Origin of the sequence: Nocardia sp. NPDC050412 (genome assembly GCF_044458825.1) — a bacterium.
In the GTDB taxonomy this organism is placed as follows: Bacteria; Actinomycetota; Actinomycetes; order Mycobacteriales; family Mycobacteriaceae; genus Nocardia.
In genome coordinates, this window is record NZ_JBITIJ010000009.1 from 14,588 (window position 1) to 36,909 (window position 22,322).

Consider the following 22,322-nt stretch of genomic DNA (forward strand, 5'->3'; position numbering starts at 1 on the left):
TGTGCCGCCAGTGTTTTCGAGAGGATGAGCGAAGTGAACCGAGCACCGAGTTTGAACGGTCATTCGACCGAGTCCGTCCGGGCTCGAGGCGGATACGATGCCTTCTTCTCACCCGTTCCCGAACAGAGCGGTCCCCCGGCTGCGGACGGATCGGCTCCCGCGGCTTCGAGCGCGGCCGGTGCATCGGCCACAACCGGACCTTCCGCCGGGGCGGATCGTGCTCCGGGCGGTACGGTTCCGCCCGTGCCGCATTTCGATGGTGGTGAGCCCGTGATCGGGGCCCCACCGCAACCGCCGAGCCAGACCGCCGCGCCGGAAGGTGTCGGCGCTCCCGTATCCGGCGCGCAACCGCCGCAGCCGAATACCGCTGCCGCGCCTGTCGTCGGCCCGCCGTCGGTGCAGAGGCCTGCGCCTACTGCCACGCCGCAGGCCACCGTCGAACCGCCTACCACCGCGACTCCGCCGCCAGCGTATCCGGCTCAGGCTGCGACGGCCGAAACATCGGGGGCGGCATGGCAATCCACCCAGACCTCGGCCCAAACCGCTGGCGCACCATGGCAATCCGCCGCGAACCCGGAACCTCCGAGAGCCGCGGAGCAACCCGCGTCGTGGTTGCCGGACCGCATCCAACACGCGTCCCATGATCCGTCCGAGCGTGTTGAGGTCCTGCCCGCGCTGACATCGGCGGATCTGCTCTCCGATATCGCGGCCGCTCGGCGTGCGCAGTTGAAGTCCACCAGCGGCATGCGCGGTGCGCTGAACAAGGTCGGCTTCAATCTGGGACTGTCACCGGCCGAACAACGCAAACAAGACCGGCGCGGCCGGATTCGCCGACAGCTCACCGCCCCCTATCAAATCGCGGTGATCAGTGTGAAGGGCGGTGTCGGCCGGACGACTCTCGCGGCGACTCTCGGTTCCACCTTCGCGCATCTGCGCCCCGACCGGGTAGTGGCCGTCGATGCCAATCCGGACTTCGGCGATCTGCCCACCCGCACGAGCCCGCATCCGTATGGCCTGACCCTGCGTGATCTGGTGCGCTCATCGAATCTCGAGGCATTTTCCGCAGTGCATTCGTTCACCTCGATCAATGACGCCGATCTCGCGGTCATCGCGTCGCCGTGGAATACCGAGGCCACCGAGGCGCTTTCGGGCCGGGAGTACTCGATGGCGGTCGAGATCCTGCGCAGGCACTACAACCTGGTGCTGGTGGATTGTGGTACGGGTGTGCTGGATTCGGCGACGAGCACCGTGCTGCAGACCAGCGACGCGGTCGTGGTGGCCACCCCGGCCACCGTCGGCGGTGTCAAGGGTGCGGTCGCCACCCTCAACTGGCTGAACTCGCACGGCATGCAGCATCTGATCGCCAAGTCGATCGTCGCGATCATGCACCACCACCCGACCAAGCCGACCGTCGAGGTCGACCAGATCGAGAAGCTGTTCGCGACCGCGCAGCGGCCGACGTTTGTGGTGCCCTACGATGAGCATTTGGCCGAGGGTGGGCCGGTCGATCTGCGGCTACTCGATTCCGAAACTTTGCTCGCCTTCGAGGAACTGGCCGCGACACTGGCCGACGGTTTCGACGGCTACCAGGCCCAGCGTCCGTCTCAGGACCGCGGAGAGTGGCGATGAGCACTGCCATAGCGCCCGCGCCCCCGCCGTCGCCGGCGGCGCCGCCGCCTTCCGCGGAGGTCGCTCGGGCCCGGATCGCGGTCCTGGTCGCCTCCTATCAGGTCGACGTGGTCGTGCCGACCAAGTTCACGATCGAAACCTTCATCGATGACCTGCTCGGCGTGTTGGTGCGCGCGATCGGTGACGACAACCTCGACTTCACACCGCCCAGCGGGCAATGGAGTCTGGGCCGTCCCGGTGAACCGCCGATGCCGCGCTGGCGCAGCCTCGCCGACCACGATGTCGTCGACGGCACCGTGCTCATGCTTTCGGTGGTCGAATCGGCGGAGGTGTTCACACCGGTCGTCGAGGACATCACCGATGCGCTCGCCATGATCAATGAGCGCGAATTCGCCGAATTCAACGTCGAGACCGCGGCGATCGTCGGCCTGAGTGCGCTCGGCGTCGGCTCGGCCACCATGGCGGGTCTGCTGTCGTGGTCGTGGACCGAGAGCGGTTCGATCCTGTGGTGCGGGCTGCCCGCCCTGTTGCTCGGGGCGATCTGCTGGGGTGCCGCGCTGGTCTCCGGTCGGCGTCGGGCCGCACCGCGGGTCTGCCTCGGCCTGGCCCTGGCCGCCCTTCCGCTGCTGTTCGCCGGTGGCGCGATGCTGGTGCCACCGGCCTATGACGAGCCGGGCGGCTTCGCCGCTGCGAATGTGGCGGCGGGGTCGGTGGTGGCCGCCATTGCCGCAGCGACCATGCTGCGCTTGACCCGGCTCGGCATCGCCACCTTGATGGCGGTGACAGTGCTCGGCGTCGTGGTTACCGCAATGGTGCTGCCGGTGACCTATCTCGATATTTCGGTGCGGCAGGTCACCGGTGGCGCCGTATTCGTCGGACTGGTGCTGCTTACCTCGGCCCCGAGGTTGGCCGTGGTGGCCGCGCGAATCCGTCCGCCCGACCTGCCGGATCCGGGCACCGATGTGGCCCCCACGAGCCTGACGGACATCTTCGACGCCGAGGCCGCCAGGGATGCGGAGCCGGAACAGGATGATGCCGAACTGCGCCGCGAACAACTCGGCCACGGTATCGAGGGTCGCGCGCGGCTCGCGGTGACGAGTCTGCGCGGATTGATCGCGGCGGTATCGGTGCTGCTGTCGGTGTCGGTCGTGCTGTCGGCCGCGGCCAGTCCGGGCGGTATCCGGGAAATCGTCATGGCAGCGGCCGTTGCCGGTCTGCTGGCCATGCGGGCGCGCTGGTATCCGGACCTGGTGCAGGCCATCTCCCTGCTCACGGCGGCCGCTATCACGGTGGTCGGCGTCGCATTCGTGCTGGTCGGAGCCTATGACACGGCATTCGCGCGCCTGGCGGTAGCGTTGGTGGTCGCGCTCGCCGGTATCGTCGGCTGCGTCGCCGCGACCCGGTTGCCGGGACGTCGGCTCTCGCCGGTCACCCGCCGGGTCATCGACCTCATCGAATACGCGCTGATCCTCATCGTTCCCGTCATCGCGTTCTGGATCATGGGCATCTACACGGCGATGCGAGCGATCTGATGCGGATCGGCAAGGCCGCGGCCGTCGGGTTGGCCGCGGTGGCGCTGGCCATTGGCGCCGCGCCCGCGAGTGCGCTGGAACCGCCGCAGGTGGTGGTAGGTACGCCGCCTGCGGATGGTCCGCCCGGACCGGAAGCACCGACCAAACAGGACAAGGGCTGCTTGGCCGCGGGCGTGCTGCCCGACAGCGATCTGACCCAGGCGCCGCCGCCGGAACGAGCGCTCGATCTGCCGCGCGCGCGGGCGTTGAGTCGCGGGGGTGGTGTCACCGTCGCCGTGATCGATACCGGTATATCGCCCGGTGCGCGGCTGCCGAATCTGACCGGCGGCGGGGACTATGTCGCGACCGGCGGTGACGGGCTGTCGGACTGCGACGCGCACGGGACGTTGATCGCCGGAATCATCGGCGCCTCGGCGAGTACGAGCGACGGTTTCGTCGGGGTGGCGCCCGATGCCCAGCTGATTTCCATCCGGGTCCGATCGGGTGCGTTCAGTCCCGAGAACAGCGCCAATAGTGATGCGAATCAACAGCTTTCACTTGAGATCCGGACCCTTGCCCGCGCCATAACACATGCGGCGAATCTCGGGGCCGGCGTCATTACCGTGGCATTGCCGGTCTGTGTTCCAGTGGATGCCAAGGTCGATCAGTCGATCCTGTCGGCGGCCATCGGATACGCGGTGCACATTCGCGGTGCGCTCATCGTGGCGGGTGCCGGCAATACCGGTAGCTCGGGCTGTGAGCAGAATCCGGCGATCGATCCGGCCAAACCGCTCGATTCCCGGAACTGGAAACAGGTGAAGACCATTTCGGTACCCGGTTGGTTCGCACCCGACGTGCTGACGGTCGGCTTCACGACGGCCACCGGTGCGCCGATGGCGGATTCGCTGTCCGGGCCGTGGGTTTCGGTGGCCGCGCCGGGCACCGGCATCGAATCGCTCGGGCCGGGCGGTGGCGGGCTGATCAATGGCGTCGGCTCGCCCGACAAGCTGGTACCGGTGGGCGGCGCATCCTTCGCCGCGGCGTATGTCAGTGGTGCTGCCACGCTGCTGCGATCACGTTTTCCGAATGAGACCCCAGGGGAGATCAGCGCGCGGCTGCAGGCGAGCGCACATGCTCCGGCCCGCGGTATCGATAATGCCGTGGGCGCGGGCGTGATCGATCCCCTTGCGGCGCTGAGCTTTCGCACACCGCCCAAGCCGCCGGCCGGGCTGTTCCGATCATCGACTCTGGTCATGCCGGAGCCGCCGCGTGCGCGAGACCGTCGACCCGCGGTCGTGGCTACGATCATCATCGCGGCGGCCGTGATATTCGGTCTCGGCGCGAGTTATGCGAACAAGGTGATCGGGAGACGTCGGTGAGCTTTCCGAGCATTCGAGTCGGCGGTCTCGAACGCGGACCGGTTGCCGTGGTGGTGATCGCCAGTAGTTTCGTGCTGGTCGGGTTGTGGGCCCGGGTCCCGTTGTGGGTCGGCCCCGCGGTGGTGACCGCATTGCTGGTGACGGTGATTGTGCGGGTCAACGGCCGTACCACGGCGCGCTGGCTGCTGGACTGGGGTGCGTATCGGTCCGGCCTCGAGGCCAGGGCGCGTGAGCGTGCCGAACGGCTGGCGCTGCGCGATGTCGAGGTGGCCGCCGGGGTCTGCGGTGTGCACGAGGCGGGCTCGACGCTGGTCGCGATGATCCAGCTGGCACCGAATCTGGATCTGCCGACCGTCATTTCCGAGAAGAGCCTCTACACCGAGGATGTGGTGCCGGTCGGTGCACTGCTGCCGCTGCGCGATCAGTTCGGCATCACCGTCGATATCGATATCGTGACCACCGGTCAGCGCGTCCGTCCGGCCAGCAGCTACAGCATGCTCTACGACCAGCTCATCGGATCTCATCCGGTGGTGGGCAGCCGAGTGACCTGGTTGGTGGTGCGCCTCGACCAGGAACGCAACCTGTCGGCGCTGTCGCGCCGTGGGCCGGTCGCGGTATCGGCGCCCAAGGCACTTGCTTCCGCGGCGCACCGAATCGCGGGCCGGCTGCGCGAACGCGGTATCGCCGCCCACGCGCTGCCCGCGGACGCACTGCGCGACGCGACTCGGCTGCTACACGCCGGTGTCGAACTGTCCGACCTGCGCGAGAAATGGGGCCATCTGGAATCCTCGGCACCGGGGCGGCTGGTGACCAGTTTCCTGATCGATTGGACCCAGCTCGACGATGCCGGACTCGACGACTGCTGGTCCTGGAACCGGGGCCGGACCACCGTTGTAGTGAGTCTGGCCGGGGGTGCGCTCGGCTCACGCGGTCTCGTCCGCTGTGTTGGGCCAGCGCCGACCAGCGAACCGCCCGGATTCCTGCGTCCGCTCGGCGGCCGACAGTCGACGGCTCTACTGGCGACACTGCCGACCGGCACGTCGGTGCACGATCTGGCGGTCGACGAAACCGGCGTCGATATCACGCCGGACGATCTACTCGATCTCGCCGTCACCATCGGTCCCAACGGCCAGATTCTCGGCGCGATCAGCGGACAGCCGCGACATACCCTGGCGCTGCCACTGTTCGATCCGGCGCGCTACAACCCGCGCAGGCGCACCATCGATGTGCACGCGAATCTGGCGGTGGCACAACAGATCGTGCTGCGCGCGATGGTCGTCGGTGCCGATGTCGAGGTCCATTCGGCCCGCCCGGATCGGTGGTCGCAGCTGGTATCCGCGGTCGGCGATCCCAATTCGTTGCGCCTGGCCACCGAAAGCCGGGAAGTGAATCCGGATGCGGATTCGGCCACGCCGCCCGCGACCATCGCGGTCTTCGACCAGGTGCCCCCGCAGGTATCCGCGGCGCATACGACCGTCACCATCAGTGAGCCGGGAACCCCGCGGCGCCGGTCGGTGGATCTGGCGATCAATCAGGTCAGTGCCACCGCGGTCGACGTCAGCATTCCGATGCGCACGGTCCGAGTCGATCTGATCGAGCCACGCGGCGAGACCAGGTACTACGACGCCTCGATCGGCCCGCCCGCGCGCAATGACAACGGAAACCTGCCCGCGCAGCCGGCAACGGTTCCGCAACCGGGTGAGGCGAGAACGGACGAATCGAGACGGTAATGTTTGTCGGTGTGGTAGCGGACCCCCAGTCGGATAGCGGCCAGATTCCCACCCAGGATGGCGAGGACGCGCTCACCCCGAGGCAAGCCGCGGCTTCGATCTTCTCCAGTCGACTATCGGAATTGATCGCGGAATCGGTGGTTTCGACCGAAGACGGGTCGACGCGCGGTTTGACGCTGTACTCGTTGGCGCAGCATTTGGAATTGGCGTATCCGGATGTCCCGGTTTCCCAATCCGGCCTGTATCGACTGATCCACGGTGACGCGATTCCGCGGCTCGATCTGATCATCGCGCTGGCCCGGGTATTCGACGTTCCCCCAGAGTATTTCGTCACCGAGGAAAAGCAGCGCTGACGAGCGGCTGTTCCCCCCAGCGGGAATAGTCTTCCCCGAGTGCGCCGTCCGGCCTGGATACGATCCGGATTATGCCCGCCGAGGACTCTGGGGATGTGATTCTCCGCCATCGAACCGCGGTATTGGACGCACTGCTGTCCGATCCGTCGTTCAGCGAAACCGGTGCGGGGATCGATACGCCGGAACTCAGTGGGCCGTTGACCGGTGAACCGACCGAGGCCCTGGATGATCTGGCGCATGCGATCGGCGGCTTGCCACCCGAGGCGGCCGGCCGCCGATCCGCCGACGGCCCCAAGGCCAGCGAACGGATCATCGCGCTGCTGAACGGCCAGACATCGGATTCCGCACCGGCACTGGACTTTTCGTCGGATTTCTCCGAGGCCGCCAGCCGGACGGCACCGGCGGAGTCCGCTTCAGCCGGCGCCGAGACCCGGGGATCGTCGGCAAAGCAGCCGGAGTTCTCCGAGCGGGTCACCAAGGTCGTCACGCACCTGAAGAATCCGAAGGTAGCCCTGGCCGTCTGCGCCGTCATGGCAGTACTGCTGGTGCTCGCGCTGATGACGACCGGCGGCAAAGACGAGACGAAACGACCGCAGCAGCTCGCGGTCGTCACCCCGACCGCGGCGCCGTCGTCGAAGCCCGAGCAGTCCGCGGTCCCGACCAGTGGGGGACCGCTGCAGGTGAAAGCCGCTCAGTCGCACTGCCCGTCGGGTAGTACGCCGGGTATGGACGCCTTCAGCGGACAGCAGGGCAAGGCTTGGTCGTGCGTGCGTGCCTTCAAGGTCGACGGTCAGGTGCTGACCATCGATCTCGGCAAGAGTTATCAAGTCGATTCGATCGGCATCGTCCCCGGCTGGGACAGCGTCGGTACCGACGGTTCGGACCAGTGGGCGAAATACCGTACGGTCAGCCGGGTTTCGTACCAGTTCGACGATTCGAACAAGACCACCTATACCCAGCAGACGTTGGATCAGCGAACCTTGGTGGTCACGAAGATGGAGCCGCCGGTGAGTGCCTCGAAAATAACTCTCACGGTCCTGCAATCGAAGGGCGAACAGACGATCAATACCGTTGCCATCTCGTCGATCGTGATAACGGGACATTGACCTTCGTCGAACGGGTCTGCCAGTACTGCTCGCACCCGAACGCGGGCACGGAATCCCGGTGCGCACATTGCGGCGCGCCGTTGCATCGCCTCGCGGCCGCGACCGGGGCGGCTGCGAGGGCGGGGGAGACCGTCGTCGGCGACACCGAAAAGGCGGTCGCGGGTGCGGAGAACGTGGTCGCGAGTGCGGAAAACGTGGTCGCGGGTGCCGAATCCGTCGCGACCGGTGTGGAAAAGTTCGCCCAGCGGTATCCGCAGCACTGGCAATGGCGCGCCGCTATCGGCGGAATTGTGGCGACGGTACTCGGCTTCGTCTTCGCGATCGTGCACTCGTGTTCGGGGCCGCTGGTTCCGTCGCTGCCCGATCTCGGTGCCTCCGTCGGTGCCTCCGTCGGTGCCTCCGTCGGTGCCTCTGCGGCTCTGCCGGAAGCGGTACGTGCGGCCGCGTCCTGTCAGCAAATCGATACTTCGGCAGAGCAATGCGTCATACGGTCCGATAATCCGCTACTCGCGGGCGGTATCACCGGCGGTCGGGAACTGTCTCTGTCGGTGACGCGGGATTCGCCGGATCGCTTGCCCGCCACCATCTCCCGCTGGCGGGCCGCGGGTGGCACGGTGATCGCCGATGGACCGGTCTTCGTGGCGATCGGACCGTCGGCAACGGTGTGGTACGCCAATATCGCGGCCGGGGTGCGCATCGAAACGGGCTCGTTCACCGGCCGCGCTGGCGCGCAGACCTTCTTATCGCGATCGGGCCTCGCACGGTGAGCCGCCGGGCCCGAGTTGATCTATGCCCTTGACCAGTACCGATTCGTCGGGGCACGTTTGTTACACATCTAACGTACCGCTATACAACGGCACATTAAACAGGTAACGTATGGGAACCGTACACAGCGGTCTCAAAATCTCGGGAAGGCACGGGTCGATGGCGGCACCCACCCAGCAGACGATTTCTTTCAAGCGGTTCCGTGATGATCCGACCGATCTCGAGGCGGCCTACTTCCGGTGGATCCAGCCGGGCGCCACCGCGCCGACGATCACCGATCGGGCCGAACAGATTTTCCGCCACCACCTGGAGCTGGCGGCTACCCGCCTGCCGGGGGCGGCGATCACCCGGGTGTACCGGCCCGAGGACGCCAGTGGGCTCGGCCCGGCGATCCAGATCGTCAACGACGATATGCCACTGCTGGTCGATACGGTGACCACCGCGCTGCGCCGGCTCGGCGCCACGGTGACCGAGGTCGTCCACCCGGTCTTCGATATCGTCCGCGACCGCCGCGGCCGGCTGCGCGCGATCGCCCCACGCGAGCGCGAGGGCGGCCAAGTGCCCGACAGTCAGACCCTGCCCGAGTCCTGGATCCACGTCCAGCTGAGCCCTTCGGTCGGTGCCGCGGAGTTGGACCGGATCAATCGCGAACTGCCGACACTGCTGCGGGTGCTGCGCAAGGTCGTCGACGATACGCCGAGCATGGCGAATGCGATGGTCGCGTTGGCCAGTCGGCTCGACCACATCGCGAACCGGTCCGATGACCCCGAGATTCCCGAATGCGCGAAGTTGTTGCGCTGGTTGTCCGATGGTCATTTCACCGTGCTCGGCTACGGCTACTACCGGTACAACTCGTCGGCCACGGCGGTCGAGCCGCAGCAGGCCCCGGGCACCGGCCTCGGCGTGCTGTGGAACGGATCGAATATCGATATCGACGTCCCGGTACTCGGCGGCGCGCGGCCGGTGCTGCGCCTGGCCAACGGTTCGGTCGATTCGCTGATGCCGGGTTCTGGTGAGCTCTACTTCGTCAGCGTGGCCGACTACGGCAGTGGCGGCGTGGGCACCAAGGGGCTGGGTCCGGTCCAGGGTGAGCACGTATTCGTCGGTTCCTTCACGGTGACCGGCCTGCACGAGAACATCCTCGACATTCCGGTGATCTCCCGCCGCGTGCACCAGGTCATCGAATGGGCCGGCTTCGAACTGAATTCGTTCTCCGGGCAAGCGATGCTCGAGATCCTGCAGTCCTTCCCTCGGGCCGAGCTGTTCTCCACCGATGCCCGACGGATGTTCGAAACCGTCTCCGCCGTCACGAATTTGGGACTGCGTCGCCAGGTTCGACTGTTCATCCGGCGCGACGGCCGCAGCGGCGCCGTGTACTGCCTGGTCTATCTGCCACGCGATCGCTATTCGACCGAGGTCCGGCTGCGCATGGAGGCCATCCTGCGGGTGCAGTTCGACGGCGAGCAGGTGGATTACTCGGCGCGTGCGAGCGAATCCGAGCTGGCCGTCGTCTATTTCACCGTGCACCGCCGTCCCGAGGCGGATCCGGCCGATGTCTCCGAATCCAATCGCGAGCGCATCCAGGAGTTGCTGTTCGCCAGCACCCGGACCTGGGCCGACCGCGTGGTCGCGGAGGCCACCGGGGTGAGCGCGGTGACATCGAAGGCCGCCACGGCCTATGCGGCCGCATTCCCCGCAAGTTATCAGCAGGAGTTCGAGCCGGCCCGTGCGCTGGCCGATCTGCAGCGTCTGGAGAACCTCGCCGACGGGGCCGTCGATACGAATCTGTACCGAAACGTCGAATCACCCTCGGGGGAATGGCGATTCACGCTCTATGTCGCGGGGGAGGGGGTATCGCTGAGCCGGGTGCTGCCGGTGTTGCACAGCCTCGGCGTGGAAGTGGTCGACGAGCGGCCCTATCGCGTCGCGTTCGAGGACGGGCAGCAGAAGTGGATCTACGACTTCGGGCTGCGCGTGCCCGCCACGCTGCTGCGCACCGCGATCGATGCCGATCTGGAATCCGATCTGACCCAGCCCGCCGACGAGCCCGTCGCCGAAGGCAGTGTGCGCAGACGCTTTCCGGAGGCCGTCGCGGCCATGTGGTTCGGTCGCGCGGAGGTCGACGGCCTGAACGAACTGGTGCTGCGTGCCGGTCTGCACTGGCGGCAGATCTCGATACTGCGCGCCTACGCGAAGTATCTGCAGCAGGCCGGATTCGCCTACACGCTCGGCAACATCTCCCGGGTCCTGTTGGCGCAACCGGCGATGGCGCGGCTGTTCACCGAACTGTTCGATGCCTACTTCGACCCCGATGGCCTCGGCGCCGTTGCCTCGGCTCGGGCCGCCGGTATCGCCGAGCGGCTGCAGTCGGAGATCGACGCGGTCGTCAGCCTCGACACCGACCGCATCCTGCGCGCCGTGCTCGGACTGATCACCGCGACCCTGCGCACCAACTACTTCCGGCGCGACGCCGACGGAAACGCACCGGAATCCCTGTCGTTCAAGTTCGATCCGCACGCCATTGCCGAATTGCCGCGGCCCCGACCGCAATTCGAGATCTTCGTGTATTCGCCGCGAGTCGAGGGTGTGCATCTGCGCTTCGGTCCGGTGGCGCGTGGCGGGTTGCGCTGGTCGGACCGTTTGGAGGATTTCCGCACCGAGGTCCTGGGTCTGGTGAAGGCGCAGGCGGTAAAGAACGCGGTGATCGTGCCGGTCGGCGCCAAGGGCGGGTTCGTGGTCAAGCAGCCGCCGACGGCGACCGGTGATCCAGCGGCGGATCGGCAAGCGCAGCTGACCGAGGGCATCGCCTGCTACCGCACCTTCATCTCCGGTCTGCTGGACTTGACCGATAACGTCGACCACGCCTCCGGCGAGGTGCTGCCGCCGGAACGGGTGGTGCGCCGTGACGGTGACGACACCTACCTCGTCGTCGCCGCCGACAAGGGCACCGCCACCTTCTCCGATATCGCCAATGATGTTGCGCGCCAATATGGTTTCTGGCTGGGCGACGCCTTCGCCTCGGGTGGCTCGGTGGGCTACGACCACAAGGCGATGGGCATTACCGCCAAGGGGGCGTGGGAAAGTGTCAAACGGCATTTCGCCGAGATGGATATCGACACGCAGACAACAGACTTCACCGTGGCCGGTGTCGGCGATATGAGCGGCGACGTGTTCGGTAACGGCATGCTGCTGTCCGAGCACATCCGCCTGGTGGCCGCGTTCGACCATCGGCACATCTTCCTGGACCCGAATCCCGATGCGGCGACGTCGTTCCGGGAGCGGCAGCGGATGTTCGCACTGCCGCGCTCGTCCTGGGCCGACTATGACAAGTCGCTGATCAGCGCGGGCGGCGGCGTCTACGATCGGTCCGCCAAGGCGGTTCCGGTCAGCCCCCAGGTGCGCGAGGCACTGGACCTGGATCCGAGTGTGACCACCCTGTCGCCGCCGGAGATGATCCGGGCGATCCTGCTCGCACCGGTCGACCTGTTCTGGAACGGCGGTATCGGCACCTACATCAAGGCATCCACCGAGACAAATGCCGATGCCGGTGACAAATCCAATGATTCCGTGCGTGTCGACGCGAACCAGTTGCGCGCCAAGGTGATCGGTGAGGGCGGCAACCTGGGCGCGACCGCGCTCGGCCGTGTCGAATACTGCGCCAACGGCGGCCGGATGAACACCGACGCCATGGACAATTCGGCTGGTGTCGACTGCTCGGACCACGAAGTCAATATCAAGGTGCTGCTGGACGCGGTCATCTCGTCCGGCGAACTCGACGCCGCCGACCGCACCGAACTGCTCGCCGCGATGACCGACGAAGTCTCCGAACTCGTTCTGCGCGACAATATTTCGCAGAACTTCCGGATGGGGCTCTCGCGCGCTCAATCGGTGCCGATGTCGGGCGTGCATCGCCGTTTGATCGCCGACCTCGAGTTCCGGCGCGGTGTCGATCGCCGGCTCGAGGCACTGCCCTCGGATAGCGAGCTGAAAAGGCGGGCCGCCGCCGGAAGCGGACTCACCTCGCCCGAACTGGCGAATCTGCTTGCGCACGTGAAGCTTTCGCTCAAGGATGACCTGCTGGCCGGGGATCTGCCGGATAGCGCGGCTTTCGCCGCTACGCTGCTGGCGTACTTCCCCGCGCCGCTGCGGGCACGGTTCGCCGACGCGATCGGCAGGCATCCGCTGCGCCGTCAGATCGTGGCCACCATGGTGGTCAACGACATGGTGGACCACGGCGGTATCACCTATGCGTTCCGACTGGCGGAGGAGGCGGGTGCGAGCACTGACGACGCTGTGCGCGCCTTCACCGTCGCCGTGGAGATCTTCGATCTGCACACGCTCTGGCAACGTATTCGGACCACGCCGATGCCGACGGCGGCGCGCGACGAACTCGAGCGCGAGACCAGGCGCACCCTCGACCGGGTCTCCCGCTGGTTGCTGACCAGCCGCCCGCAACCGATTGCCATCGGCGCCGATATCGCCCGCTACCGCGACGGAGTCCGCAAGCTCGCAGCCCACATGCTGCCCGCCCGGCTGCCCGCGGCGCACGCCGAGGATCTGGCGACGAATGCGCGCGCGGTCGTCGAGCGGGGTGCGCCGGCGGAATTGGCCGAGGAGGTGTACCGGCTCATCCACCTGTTCCCGCTGTTGGACATCCTCGACGTGGCCGACATCGCCGAGCGCGATGCGCTGGAGGTCGCCGAGCTCTACTACGCACTCGACGATCACTTCCAGATCGAGCGTCTGCTGACCGCCGTGAGCAACCTGGCTCGCGACGACCGGTGGCGCACCCTGGCCCGGCTCGCGGTCCGCGACGATCTCTACGATTCGCTGCGCTCGCTCACCCTGGACGTGCTCACCGCGTCCGAACCGAACGAGAGCACCGCCGACAAGATCGCCGAATGGGAGTCGGTCAACCGCCCCCGCTTGGCCCGCGCCGGTGCGTCACTCGGCGAGATCTTCGCCGCCGGGACCCACGACCTGGCTACCCTCTCGGTGGCCGCGCGGCAGGTGCGCAGCATGGTCAGCAGCGGGGAATCCGCTGCGGCGGTACCAGTTTCGAGCTAACTGGCCGCATGCCCCCGCGGTCTCGGCCGACGGTCCGCCGAGACCGCGGGGGTGCGCAAAGAGTTCGGCGAAAGTCCCCCGTCATCCCCGCGAACATCGGGACCCATACCTCCGCAGTGGGTCCCGGTGTTCGCCGGGATGACGGGGATTTTCCTTCGGAGCTGCACCACCGGAACACGGTAGCGATCGCTGCGGTAAAAACACAGGTGTCCTGGTCGAGGTCGCGCTGGCTGTGGATGCAGGCGGCGTCCGTCGCGAGGTCGGGCCGCACCAAACTTTGTGGAGTCTGGTGCTGTGGAATCCATGGTTCATGCTCGGTGGTGTGTTGTTCATTGGGGCGGGGCAGGGTATTGCGAAGCGTTGTTCACGGCCGACTGGCCGTGCCGAGGCTCAGGACGGGTCAAGACCACTTGCTGCGAGTGACCGGACCCAGCGATAGCGGCGGCAGTGGCGCGGGAGGACGTGGCAGGAACCTGTTGCCGGTCACAAATCTGAACTCACGCATAGCTTCTGGTCTTGCTACCGGTGCGTCGTGCGGTGAGTCGATGTGCGAGCGCGTCGAAGGTATGCGTGAGCTTCGGAAGGTGTGCGCGCGTCAGGGACTGACGGCGGGGCGGCTGGTATGAGAGCGGTCAGCTTGTGGCGGTGCCGCAGTTGCCGCAGAACTTCGCTGCGGCAGCCAGGTCCGCGCCGCATTCGGTGCAGTGGCGCGGGCGGGCCGCCATTGGGTCACCACAGTTCATACAGAATCGCGCATTTGGGGGATTGTCGGTTCCGCAGCTGGCACATACCGGCTGCGTGCCGGCAGGAATCGGTTGTGCGACAGCTGGAACCGCCTGTCGCTGCCATGGATTGCTCGGCGATTGCTGCTGGATGGCGTTCAAACCCAGTGCGGCGCCGAGGAATCCGTCGCCACCGCCGTGGCCGTGGGCGAACCCCTGACCCGCGCCGAGTGCCAATTCGCCTGCCGCGTAACGCTGGAAGTCACCAGCAAGGCGAATGTAGGTGACATCCTTGGCAAGTCGCTTGATGCGGTCGGCGTCTTCCGGCGCCAAGGTGATATCGAAGTTGCCGAGCCGTGGGATGCGCAGGCCGTATTCGTAGAGTGTCAGGTTGGTCTGGCGCACCACGGCGGCCTCGATCGGCTCCAACTGTCCGGACAGGCCGAGCACGGGCCAGTCACCTCGGGAAATGCCCTGTGTGACAGCGACTTTCATGGACTTCAGGAGCAGGTCCGAGCTCCAGGACTCCACCGTCGCCGGGGTGCTCAGGTCGGTGGTGCCCGCCAGTGAGGTGACCAGTTCGGCCGGATCCCGCACCGACAGCGCGAATTCCCCGAAGACCCGCAGTGTCACGACCTGTTCGCTGACCGGATCGGCGATATCGGCGAGGCGACCGCCGAACTTGATGCCCGGAAACTCGCGGGTGGAGACGAAATACAGTTCGGCGCGGTAGAAGTTGTTGCCGGTCAGCGTATCCACGAGCGCGCCGAGTACCGGCAGCTCATCGGCATCGATCCGATGCCGACCCGGGCCCATCGTGGCCAGGACCTGCCCGGACTTGACGAACAGGGCGATCTCGTCGGCATTGACGATGGCACGGCTGTAGCGCCGGATGTTGACATCCGGCCACTTGTAGACAAGTTGATTCTTGCGGCCCTCAGGGACCGCGATGAACTCCCGTTCGAACCATGCCATGCGCGCGCTCCATCAGCCGTAAACGTATCCAGCGTACCGATATTCAGCGGCACGATCAACTAACGCCGAGGTCACGGCGGGTGACAGGCCTCCACTTCGTTTCCGTGAAGTTACAACTCTTGACTCTCTATTGAACGTGCCGTTGAATAGCGATACATTAAGCAGCGATATGATCGCCGTCACGTGAAAGGCCTCACCATGACAACCGTTCAACACTCCGCGGAAGTGCCGGCGCCCGCGGACGCTCTGCATGCTGAGGATGCGGGCTATCACAAGGCGTTGCGCCCGCGCCAGCTGCAGATGATCGCGATCGGTGGCGCGATCGGGACCGGACTGTTCCTTGGTGCGGGTGGTCGGCTGCACACGGCCGGTCCCGGACTGTTCATCGTGTACGCGGTCTGCGGCATCTTCGTTTTCTTCATCCTGCGGGCGCTGGGCGAGCTGGTGCTGCATCGTCCTTCCTCCGGATCGTTCGTCTCCTACGCGCGTGAGTTCTACGGCGAGAAGCTGGCTTTCGCGGTCGGGTGGATGTACTTCTTCCACTGGTGCATGACCGGCATCGTAGACATCACCGCGATCGCCACCTATGTCCATTTCTGGGGAGCCACCGAGGCGATACCGCAGTGGTTGATCGCGCTGGTGGCATTGGCCATCGTGGTCAGCATCAACCTGATCTCGGTGAAATGGTTCGGTGAGCTGGAGTTCTGGGCCGCACTGATCAAGGTCATCGCGCTGGTCGCATTCCTGATCATCGGTACCATATTCCTGGCGGGTCGATTCAAGGTCGACGGTGAGACCACCGGTTTCACCGTGATCCACGACAACGGCGGCCTGTTCCCGACCGGGCTGCTGCCGCTGGTCACCGTCACCACCGGTGTCGTATTCGCCTACGCCGCAGTGGAATTGATCGGCACGGCCGCCGGTGAGGCGGAGAACCCGGAAAAGATCATGCCGCGGGCCATCAATTCGGTCATCGCCCGCATCGCACTGTTCTACGTCGGCTCGTTGGTGCTGCTCGGCCTGCTGCTGCCCTATGTCGCCTTCAAGTCCGGCGAGAGCCCGTTCGTCACCTTCTTCTCCAAGCTCGGTGTCGGCGGTGCGGGCTCGATCATGAACCTGGTGGTGCTGACCGCGGCCTTCTCCAGCCTCAACGCGGGCCTGTACTCGACCGGCCGCATCCTGCGGTCGATGTCGATGAACGGTAGTGCGCCCAAGATCGCCTCGCGGATGTCCAACGGCGGTGTGCCCTACGTCGGTATTCTCGCCACCGGCGCGATCGCGCTGGTCGGTGTCGGACTCAATGCGATGGTGCCGGACAAGGCCTTCGAGATCGTGTTGAACATGTCGGCGCTGGGCACCATCGCGGCGTGGGGCGCGATCGTGGTCTGCCAGCTGCAGCTGTTCCGTTGGTCGAAGAAGGGGCTGGCCAAGCGTCCTTCGTTCCAGCTGATCGGCGCGCCCTATACCAGCTACGCCACGCTGGTGTTCCTGGTCGCGGTGATCGTGCTGATGGCATGCAGTCACGAAATCGAGCAGCGCGGTGCGGTGATCGCCATGGCGGTGGTCGTGGTTCCGGCATTCGTCGGCGGCTGGTTCCTGGCCCGCAAGCGGGTGCTGCAGGTGGCTCAGGAACGCGAGGGCATCACCGGTCAGTTCCCGGTGCTGGCCGAGCGGCCGCCGCGCAAGCATGACGACCCGGTCGTCGTTCTCGACAAGCCCGACGAGGAATAAACCCGAAGCTCCGCCCCGGACAACATGTCCGGGGCGGAGCTATTCCCATAGCGGGGAACAAGGCAGGCGCGCAGCGGCGAACGGCGGAAGAGAATGGGACCGCGATTCAACAGGCTCGAAAGGTTCCCATGCCGGAGCAAGCCAGGCCCTCCGATAATCCGCTGCCGCACCCATGGGCGAATCGGCGGATGCGCGGCACCGAGGTGCCACGGCGAACTCCGCTTCCCTGGGCGACCAGAGGCATGTCGAAAGTCGATACGTCCCAACGTCTTCCGCATCCGTGGTCGCGCCCACGCACTATCGAGGGCACGCCGTCGCAACGGTTCCCGCTCCCCGGTCCTGGGCCGCGGGGCTCGCCGGTCGAGGCGACCATGACCCAGCCGATCGCGGATACCTCCGAGCCGGTCTCCGGTCCGATCGTCGGACTCGACGAGCTCGACGAGGCCGACGAGCCCGGTTCCGGGCGAAGTGGTCGCTCGCGCCCGAGTGTGCGCCGACTCGGCGCCGGTCTGGTTCCGATGCCACAGGTGGCGCCGGTCGATCCACGCAGCGCCATTCTCGCCAATCCCGAAGTGCCCGAACTCAAACGGTTCTGTTGGAAGTGTCAGGAACCGGTGGGTCGGCGCAGCGAATCCGGGCCGGGCCCGGTAGTCGGTGAATGCGGGCGCTGCGGATCCCCGTTCAATTTCCGACCCGCCCTGCAGCCGGGCGAACTGGTGGCCGACCAGTACGAGGTCCAGGGGTCCCTGGCACACGGTGGCCTCGGCTGGATCTATCTGGCCGTCGACCGCAACGTGAGCGACCGCTGGGTCGTGCTCAAGGGATTGCAGAATCCGCTCGACTTCGAGGCGCATGTGGTCGCGCTCGCCGAACGACAATTTCTTTCCGAAGTTGCCCACCCTGGCGTTGTGAAGATTTACAACTTCGTCAAGCATCGGTCCGGCCGTGACGTTCCGGACGGCTATATCGTCATGGAATATGTCGGCGGGCAATCGCTGAAGAAGCTGCTCGACTCGCGCGGCAAGGAGCGTATTCCGGTCGTCGAGGCCATCGCTTACATAATGGAAATTCTGCCCGCGCTGGACTATCTGCATTCCTTCGGCTTGGCCTATAACGATCTGAAGCCCGACAACATCATGGTGAGCGAGCACGAGGTCAAACTCATCGATCTGGGTGCGGTCGCGGCCATGGACTCTTACGGCAGTATCTATGGCACGCCCGGCTTCCAGGCACCCGAGATCACCGAAACCGGACCAACGGTGGTGTCGGATATCTACACCGTCGGCCGAACCCTGGCCGCCCTTGCGCTGAACCTGCCGAGGGACCGGGACGGCCACTTTCTCGGCGGGATACCCGAGCCCGATGAGGATCCGCTACTGGCGCGCTATCAGTGCTTGTATCGAATTCTGCTGCGAGCCACCGATCCGGAGCCGGAGCGCCGGTTCCCGTCCGCGTATTCGATGTACTGCCAACTCGCCGGTGCGCTACGGATGGTGCTTGCCATCGACACCGGACTGGAACATCCACAGCCATCGGTCGAATTCAGTGCGATGCGCGACGATTTCGGCACCGACACGCTCATCGGCCAGACCGACGGGATCACCGACGGGGTGACCCGCATGCCCATGCTGACGGTCGGTGATGTGGTGGCCGCACTGCCGACACCTTTGATCGACAGCGAGGATCCGAGCGCCGAATTGCTGTCCAGTCTGTTGCACGGCGAGCCGAGGCATGCGCTGGATGCCCTGCGCCGCGCCCATGAGCGCATCCGCTCCGGCACGATCGTCGCCCCGGAATCCTTCGAGTTGGAGGGGCCGCTCACCGCGGTGCGCGCATACCTCGACCTGGGGGAGACGGCAACGGCCCGCCAACAGCTCGCCGATCTGCGACCGAGCTACAGCGCGGACTGGCGCATAGAGTGGTACGAGGGTGTCGCCGCATTGCTCGACGGCCACTATGACCGGGCCTGGCAGCATTTCGAGATCGTGCACGCGATGCTGCCCGGTGAAATCGGCCCGGAGCTGGCACTGGCCGCCACGGCCGAGCTGGTGCTGCAGCATCTCGATATTCCGGTCGATACCGAGCGCTGGCACCGGGCCGCGATGGAGCACTACCGGGCAGTATGGCGGACCAACCACGGGGTGGTGAGTGCGGCCTTCGGTCTGGCTCGGCGGCTCGCGGCCGACGGAGAACTGCTCGAGGCCGTCGCGGTGCTCGATCAGGTGCCGGCCGCGTCACGCCATCACGGCGTCGCGCACACCACCGGCTGCCTGCTACTGGTGTCGCGGCCGATTGCCGAAATCACCGAGGCGGATATCTGTGCCGCGGCGGGACGGCTCGAGACACTGCCCGATGACGCTCGTACATTGCAACTTCAGGTCATCGTGGTCGGCGCCGCGATGGAGTGGCTGCGCGTGGGTGGTCGACCGCGGAAATCGAGTCAGACCATCCTGGGTTTTGCGCTCACCCCGGCGGGGTTGCGGCTCGGACTCGAGACGAGTCTGCGCGCGCTGGCCCGAACCGCGCCGGATCGCTGGCATCGCTACCGGCTGGTGGATCTGGCCAACTACGTCCGACCGCGCACCAGGTGGTAGGGCGGCCGTCACTCAGCGCAGTCGCTCGACCACCCATACGACGACGATGCCGGTGCCTGCCAGCAACCACAGCCAACTCCCCGTCGCGACGGCGAGTACGACGGCGATGATCGCGATCACCGCGGCGACTGTCGAGAGCTGTCGCAGTCGATTGTCGGGCTGTACCAAGGGTGCGGCCGGTGTGGTACCCGGCAGGTCGACGAACAATTCCGCCAATTGTCCTTTGGTGGTCGCCGCCGCGGCAATGGCACTGCGTTCGTCGAACTCGGTCAGGCTCAGCCGCCCTGTCCCGAGGTGGTGCGACAGTTGCTCCAGCGCCCGTTCCCGTTCCGTCACGGTAATTCGAGAAGCCTGCGCCTCGGTCATATCGGAAGGATAAGCCCCCGCTGCCTCCGATTCGGAGGGTCGAATTGCCAACGGCGGGAATAGGTGGGGGTGTCATTGGGGGTTGACAGCGCCTCACTGACCATAGGTGTCCGACATCACTGACGTATGCTTACCTCTGGGTAATGTTTCTGTGTGGTTTCCTAGACATATGGCAGGGGACGTGGAATACACGATCGACGAGCTGGCGCGCGAGGCCGGTACGACCGTGCGCAGCCTGCGCGTTTACGCCGAGCGCGGCATCCTGCCCCCACCACAGGTGAAGGGCCGCACCGGTTTCTACGGACCGGATCACCTCAATCGGGTACAGACGATCAGCCGTCTGCTGGACCGGGGGATCAAGCTCAACGGAATCAGGGAACTGCTGGAGGCATGGGATCGCGGTGACGATCTGGGCGACATCCTCGGCGTCGCGGAGCCCGGTGCGACGCAGACCACCGCGCCGTCAACGGATGACACGATCGCGGCGACCGAACTCGAGCAGCGCTATCGGGATGTGCCCAACGGCTTGGCGCGCGTGGTCTCCGCCGGTCTATACGAACCGGTCGACGCCGCCACCTACCGCATTGCCGATCCGCAGCTGATTCGCACCTTCGACCAACTGGAGGGGGCGGGCATTCCGGTAGATGACCTGCTCGGTGAATTGGAGCGGCTGCGGGCGGACTGCGACCGGATCGCCCGCCGATTCGTCGACCTGTTCCATCGGACCGCCTGGGAGCCCTATCAGCGGTCCGAACGTACGTCCGCGGATAAGGCGGCCCTTGCCGCGCGGGCGGCCGAGACCCGGGTGCGGCCAGGGGAGGCGACCGCCGAACTCGTGAATCGCTTTATCGCGCGGTATCTCGAGCAGGACAGCGAAATCGCTGAGGCGCTGCCGGACGCCTGAGGCGTTCTCGTTCATGCGTCCGATGGCGGGTATGCCTTCGCCCGATCGGCGGGTTGATCAATCTGGCCTGGCCAGGACCTTCCCCTTTCATCGTTCCCACGTGTGGTGATACTTAGACCAACGTGCCGTTAAATAGCGTTACATTAGGCAGCGGGAACAGCACCTCCCGTCGGCCCGTATCGACGTCGGCCGGTGGGCGAGACAATGATGAAGGAGACGTCGATGATCAACGTCAGCGAACTGCGCGGCACACCCAGACCTACGGAATGTCCCGACCAGGCACGTAATGCCAAGGGGCGCAATAAGATCCGAGCACTGTCGTTGCTTGCGGCGATCGCGGCGGGAATCGGCGGATTCGGTATCGGTACCGAGACACCCGCGGCCAACGCCGATATCGGCGTGCGCTGCCTGTGGGCCGGTGAAGCCGTGCCGCAGGGCGTGGCGATCGCCGCGGGCGGCTGGATGTACCGGTGCCAGTCCGATTTCTTCGGCTTCGCGCGCTGGAACCGTGAGGGGTACGCCTCCGGTCGCAGCAGCGTGTACAACCCCGGCACCAACGGCAACCCCGCGGGCAAGTTCAGTCCGGGCGCGCGCCAGCCGGGCACCGATTACATGGACTACTGCGTCGGCAGTCAGCTGATCGAGGGGCGCGAAGATATCTACGAGGCCGTTGCGGACGGTCGCGGTGGGCTGTATTGGCGTGCGGCCGGGCCGATTTCGGACTGGACCTTCGATATGGCCGCGAACCGGCCGGGACCGTCGTGGCGGTCGTCGAGCCTGTGCGTCGACGGCAATTTGACCTGAGTCATCGACCGCGAAACTTCATACCGCCGATGCCCTTTCGGACGGTCGTGCAATTCCGTGCACGCCAACCGGGAGGGCATCGAGCTGTGTCGAGGAGTCAATTGCGTACTCGCGGGGTGCAATTGACTCTTTGGCACGGTTTGCGCTGGCAGGGGTAGGCGGTGCGGATGTCGAGGTGATCAGTCGGGTACGTCGCACATACGAATACGACCGCCGCTCCATCCGGAGCGCCGGTCGCATTCGTAATATTAAGAGCCGCAAGGGGAGTGGGTCAGCGGCTGTTACCCTCGCCGGGTACCCAGACCCACCGTCCGCCGTCCTTGCTTTCGTAGCCGCCCCGGCTCGAGTTGTCGCCGGAGGCGGCGTGATCCTGATCGGCGACACGACGGCTGCCCGAGTTGCTGTTGCTGTACCCGCCGCCGCGGGCACCCCCGCCATTGCTGTTGCTGTGGTTCCCAGGGGCCGCGACGGTCGACTGAATCGCCATCGCGGCGGGCGTGATCACCAGTGCACCGGCAACCGCACCGGCTATGACGACCTTCTTCGACTTGAGGTTCATGGTTACCGATATCTCCTTCGTCCCGCCGAGCCCGGACTTGGTCGGTAAGTGAAGTGTGCCGGGAATGCAGGTTGTCTGAGATCTATTGTGCCGCTATTCAGCGGCACAATCAATAGTGACCCGTTAG

Annotated in this window: 15 protein-coding genes; 12 read left to right on the plus strand and 3 right to left on the minus strand. The window is 65.9% G+C overall.

The annotated features are described in order from the left end of the window. The first annotated feature begins 243 nt into the window (after window positions 1-243). The 8 genes from ACIBI6_RS24670 (at window position 244) to ACIBI6_RS24705 (ending at window position 13,540) form a co-directional block, all read left to right on the plus strand. Window positions 244-1,629 (plus strand): AAA family ATPase, encoded by a 1,386-nt coding sequence (locus tag ACIBI6_RS24670; protein WP_364357207.1) that lies wholly within the window; start codon window positions 244-246, stop codon window positions 1,627-1,629. Next, window positions 1,626-3,161: a type VII secretion integral membrane protein EccD gene (eccD, locus tag ACIBI6_RS24675; protein ID WP_364357204.1), complete on the plus strand. Its 1,536-nt coding sequence runs from the start codon at window positions 1,626-1,628 to the stop codon at window positions 3,159-3,161. Before ACIBI6_RS24670 ends, eccD begins: the two co-directional genes overlap by 4 nt. Beyond that, window positions 3,161-4,519, plus strand: coding sequence for a type VII secretion-associated serine protease mycosin (gene mycP, locus ACIBI6_RS24680; RefSeq protein ID WP_364357201.1), 1,359 nt, complete (start codon window positions 3,161-3,163; stop codon window positions 4,517-4,519). Before eccD ends, mycP begins: the two co-directional genes overlap by 1 nt. Beyond that, entirely contained in the window at window positions 4,516-6,249 is a 1,734-nt protein-coding gene (gene eccE, locus ACIBI6_RS24685; protein WP_364357198.1) for a type VII secretion protein EccE, read from the plus strand. Before mycP ends, eccE begins: the two co-directional genes overlap by 4 nt. A gap of 11 nt (window positions 6,250-6,260) precedes the next feature. After that, on the plus strand, window positions 6,261-6,602 hold the full coding sequence (locus tag ACIBI6_RS24690) for a helix-turn-helix transcriptional regulator (protein ID WP_364357195.1): 342 nt from the start codon (window positions 6,261-6,263) through the stop codon (window positions 6,600-6,602). Between the two features lie 71 nt (window positions 6,603-6,673). Then, complete coding sequence (locus ACIBI6_RS24695) at window positions 6,674-7,708, plus strand: discoidin domain-containing protein (RefSeq protein ID WP_364357192.1); 1,035 nt, start codon at window positions 6,674-6,676, stop codon at window positions 7,706-7,708. Beyond that, a complete protein-coding gene (locus tag ACIBI6_RS24700) occupies window positions 7,705-8,475 on the plus strand; it encodes a hypothetical protein (RefSeq protein WP_396958028.1) in 771 nt (256 codons plus the stop codon). Before ACIBI6_RS24695 ends, ACIBI6_RS24700 begins: the two co-directional genes overlap by 4 nt. Before the next feature lie 157 nt (window positions 8,476-8,632). After that, window positions 8,633-13,540 carry an NAD-glutamate dehydrogenase gene (locus ACIBI6_RS24705; protein WP_396958029.1) on the plus strand — a complete coding sequence of 1,636 codons (4,908 nt, stop codon included), beginning with the start codon at window positions 8,633-8,635 and terminating at the stop codon, window positions 13,538-13,540. Between the two features lie 632 nt (window positions 13,541-14,172). Here ACIBI6_RS24705 and ACIBI6_RS24710 read toward each other — a convergent pair. Continuing rightward, window positions 14,173-15,237, minus strand: coding sequence for an SPFH domain-containing protein (locus tag ACIBI6_RS24710; RefSeq protein WP_364357178.1), 1,065 nt, complete (start codon window positions 15,235-15,237; stop codon window positions 14,173-14,175). Window positions 15,238-15,435: 198 nt separating this feature from the next. Here ACIBI6_RS24710 and ACIBI6_RS24715 point away from each other — a divergent pair, with 198 nt between their 5' ends. Continuing rightward, the gene (locus ACIBI6_RS24715; protein ID WP_364357175.1) at window positions 15,436-16,968 is read left to right on the plus strand and encodes an amino acid permease; all 1,533 of its coding nucleotides are present in this window, start codon (window positions 15,436-15,438) and stop codon (window positions 16,966-16,968) included. A gap of 371 nt (window positions 16,969-17,339) precedes the next feature. Then, window positions 17,340-19,562, plus strand: a complete 2,223-nt coding sequence (locus ACIBI6_RS24720) for a tetratricopeptide repeat protein (RefSeq protein WP_364357172.1) — start codon at window positions 17,340-17,342, stop codon at window positions 19,560-19,562. Window positions 19,563-19,574: 12 nt separating this feature from the next. Here the strand turns inward: ACIBI6_RS24720 and ACIBI6_RS24725 are convergent, their stop codons facing one another. Then, window positions 19,575-19,928, minus strand: coding sequence for a DUF1707 domain-containing protein (locus ACIBI6_RS24725; protein ID WP_364357169.1), 354 nt, complete (start codon window positions 19,926-19,928; stop codon window positions 19,575-19,577). 169 nt (window positions 19,929-20,097) lie between these two features. Here ACIBI6_RS24725 and ACIBI6_RS24730 point away from each other — a divergent pair, with 169 nt between their 5' ends. Both ACIBI6_RS24730 and ACIBI6_RS24735 read left to right on the plus strand, forming a co-directional pair. Next, the gene (locus tag ACIBI6_RS24730) at window positions 20,098-20,832 is read left to right on the plus strand and encodes a MerR family transcriptional regulator (protein WP_364357166.1); all 735 of its coding nucleotides are present in this window, start codon (window positions 20,098-20,100) and stop codon (window positions 20,830-20,832) included. A gap of 222 nt (window positions 20,833-21,054) precedes the next feature. After that, on the plus strand, window positions 21,055-21,636 hold the full coding sequence (locus ACIBI6_RS24735) for a hypothetical protein (protein ID WP_364357163.1): 582 nt from the start codon (window positions 21,055-21,057) through the stop codon (window positions 21,634-21,636). Between the two features lie 271 nt (window positions 21,637-21,907). On the opposite strand, the gene ACIBI6_RS24740 is transcribed toward ACIBI6_RS24735, so the two are convergent. Next, a complete protein-coding gene (locus tag ACIBI6_RS24740) occupies window positions 21,908-22,195 on the minus strand; it encodes a hypothetical protein (RefSeq protein ID WP_364357160.1) in 288 nt (95 codons plus the stop codon). Between the last annotated feature and the right edge of the window lie 127 nt (window positions 22,196-22,322).

Excerpts from the sequence above, each read along its gene's own strand:
- eccD (WP_364357204.1), top strand. The coding sequence starts at position 1,626 with ATGAGCACTGCCATAGCGCCCGCGCCCCCGCCGTCGCCGGCGGCGCCG.
- ACIBI6_RS24705 (WP_396958029.1), top strand. The coding sequence starts at position 8,633 with ATGGCGGCACCCACCCAGCAGACGATTTCTTTCAAGCGGTTCCGTGAT.
- ACIBI6_RS24740 (WP_364357160.1), bottom strand. The coding sequence starts at position 22,195 with ATGAACCTCAAGTCGAAGAAGGTCGTCATAGCCGGTGCGGTTGCCGGT.
- ACIBI6_RS24710 (WP_364357178.1), bottom strand. The coding sequence starts at position 15,237 with ATGGCATGGTTCGAACGGGAGTTCATCGCGGTCCCTGAGGGCCGCAAG.
- ACIBI6_RS24725 (WP_364357169.1), bottom strand. The coding sequence starts at position 19,928 with ATGACCGAGGCGCAGGCTTCTCGAATTACCGTGACGGAACGGGAACGG.
- ACIBI6_RS24715 (WP_364357175.1), top strand. The coding sequence starts at position 15,436 with ATGACAACCGTTCAACACTCCGCGGAAGTGCCGGCGCCCGCGGACGCT.
- ACIBI6_RS24735 (WP_364357163.1), top strand. The coding sequence starts at position 21,055 with ATGATCAACGTCAGCGAACTGCGCGGCACACCCAGACCTACGGAATGT.
- ACIBI6_RS24730 (WP_364357166.1), top strand. The coding sequence starts at position 20,098 with ATGGCAGGGGACGTGGAATACACGATCGACGAGCTGGCGCGCGAGGCC.
- ACIBI6_RS24720 (WP_364357172.1), top strand. The coding sequence starts at position 17,340 with ATGACCCAGCCGATCGCGGATACCTCCGAGCCGGTCTCCGGTCCGATC.
- ACIBI6_RS24695 (WP_364357192.1), top strand. The coding sequence starts at position 6,674 with ATGCCCGCCGAGGACTCTGGGGATGTGATTCTCCGCCATCGAACCGCG.
- mycP (WP_364357201.1), top strand. The coding sequence starts at position 3,161 with ATGCGGATCGGCAAGGCCGCGGCCGTCGGGTTGGCCGCGGTGGCGCTG.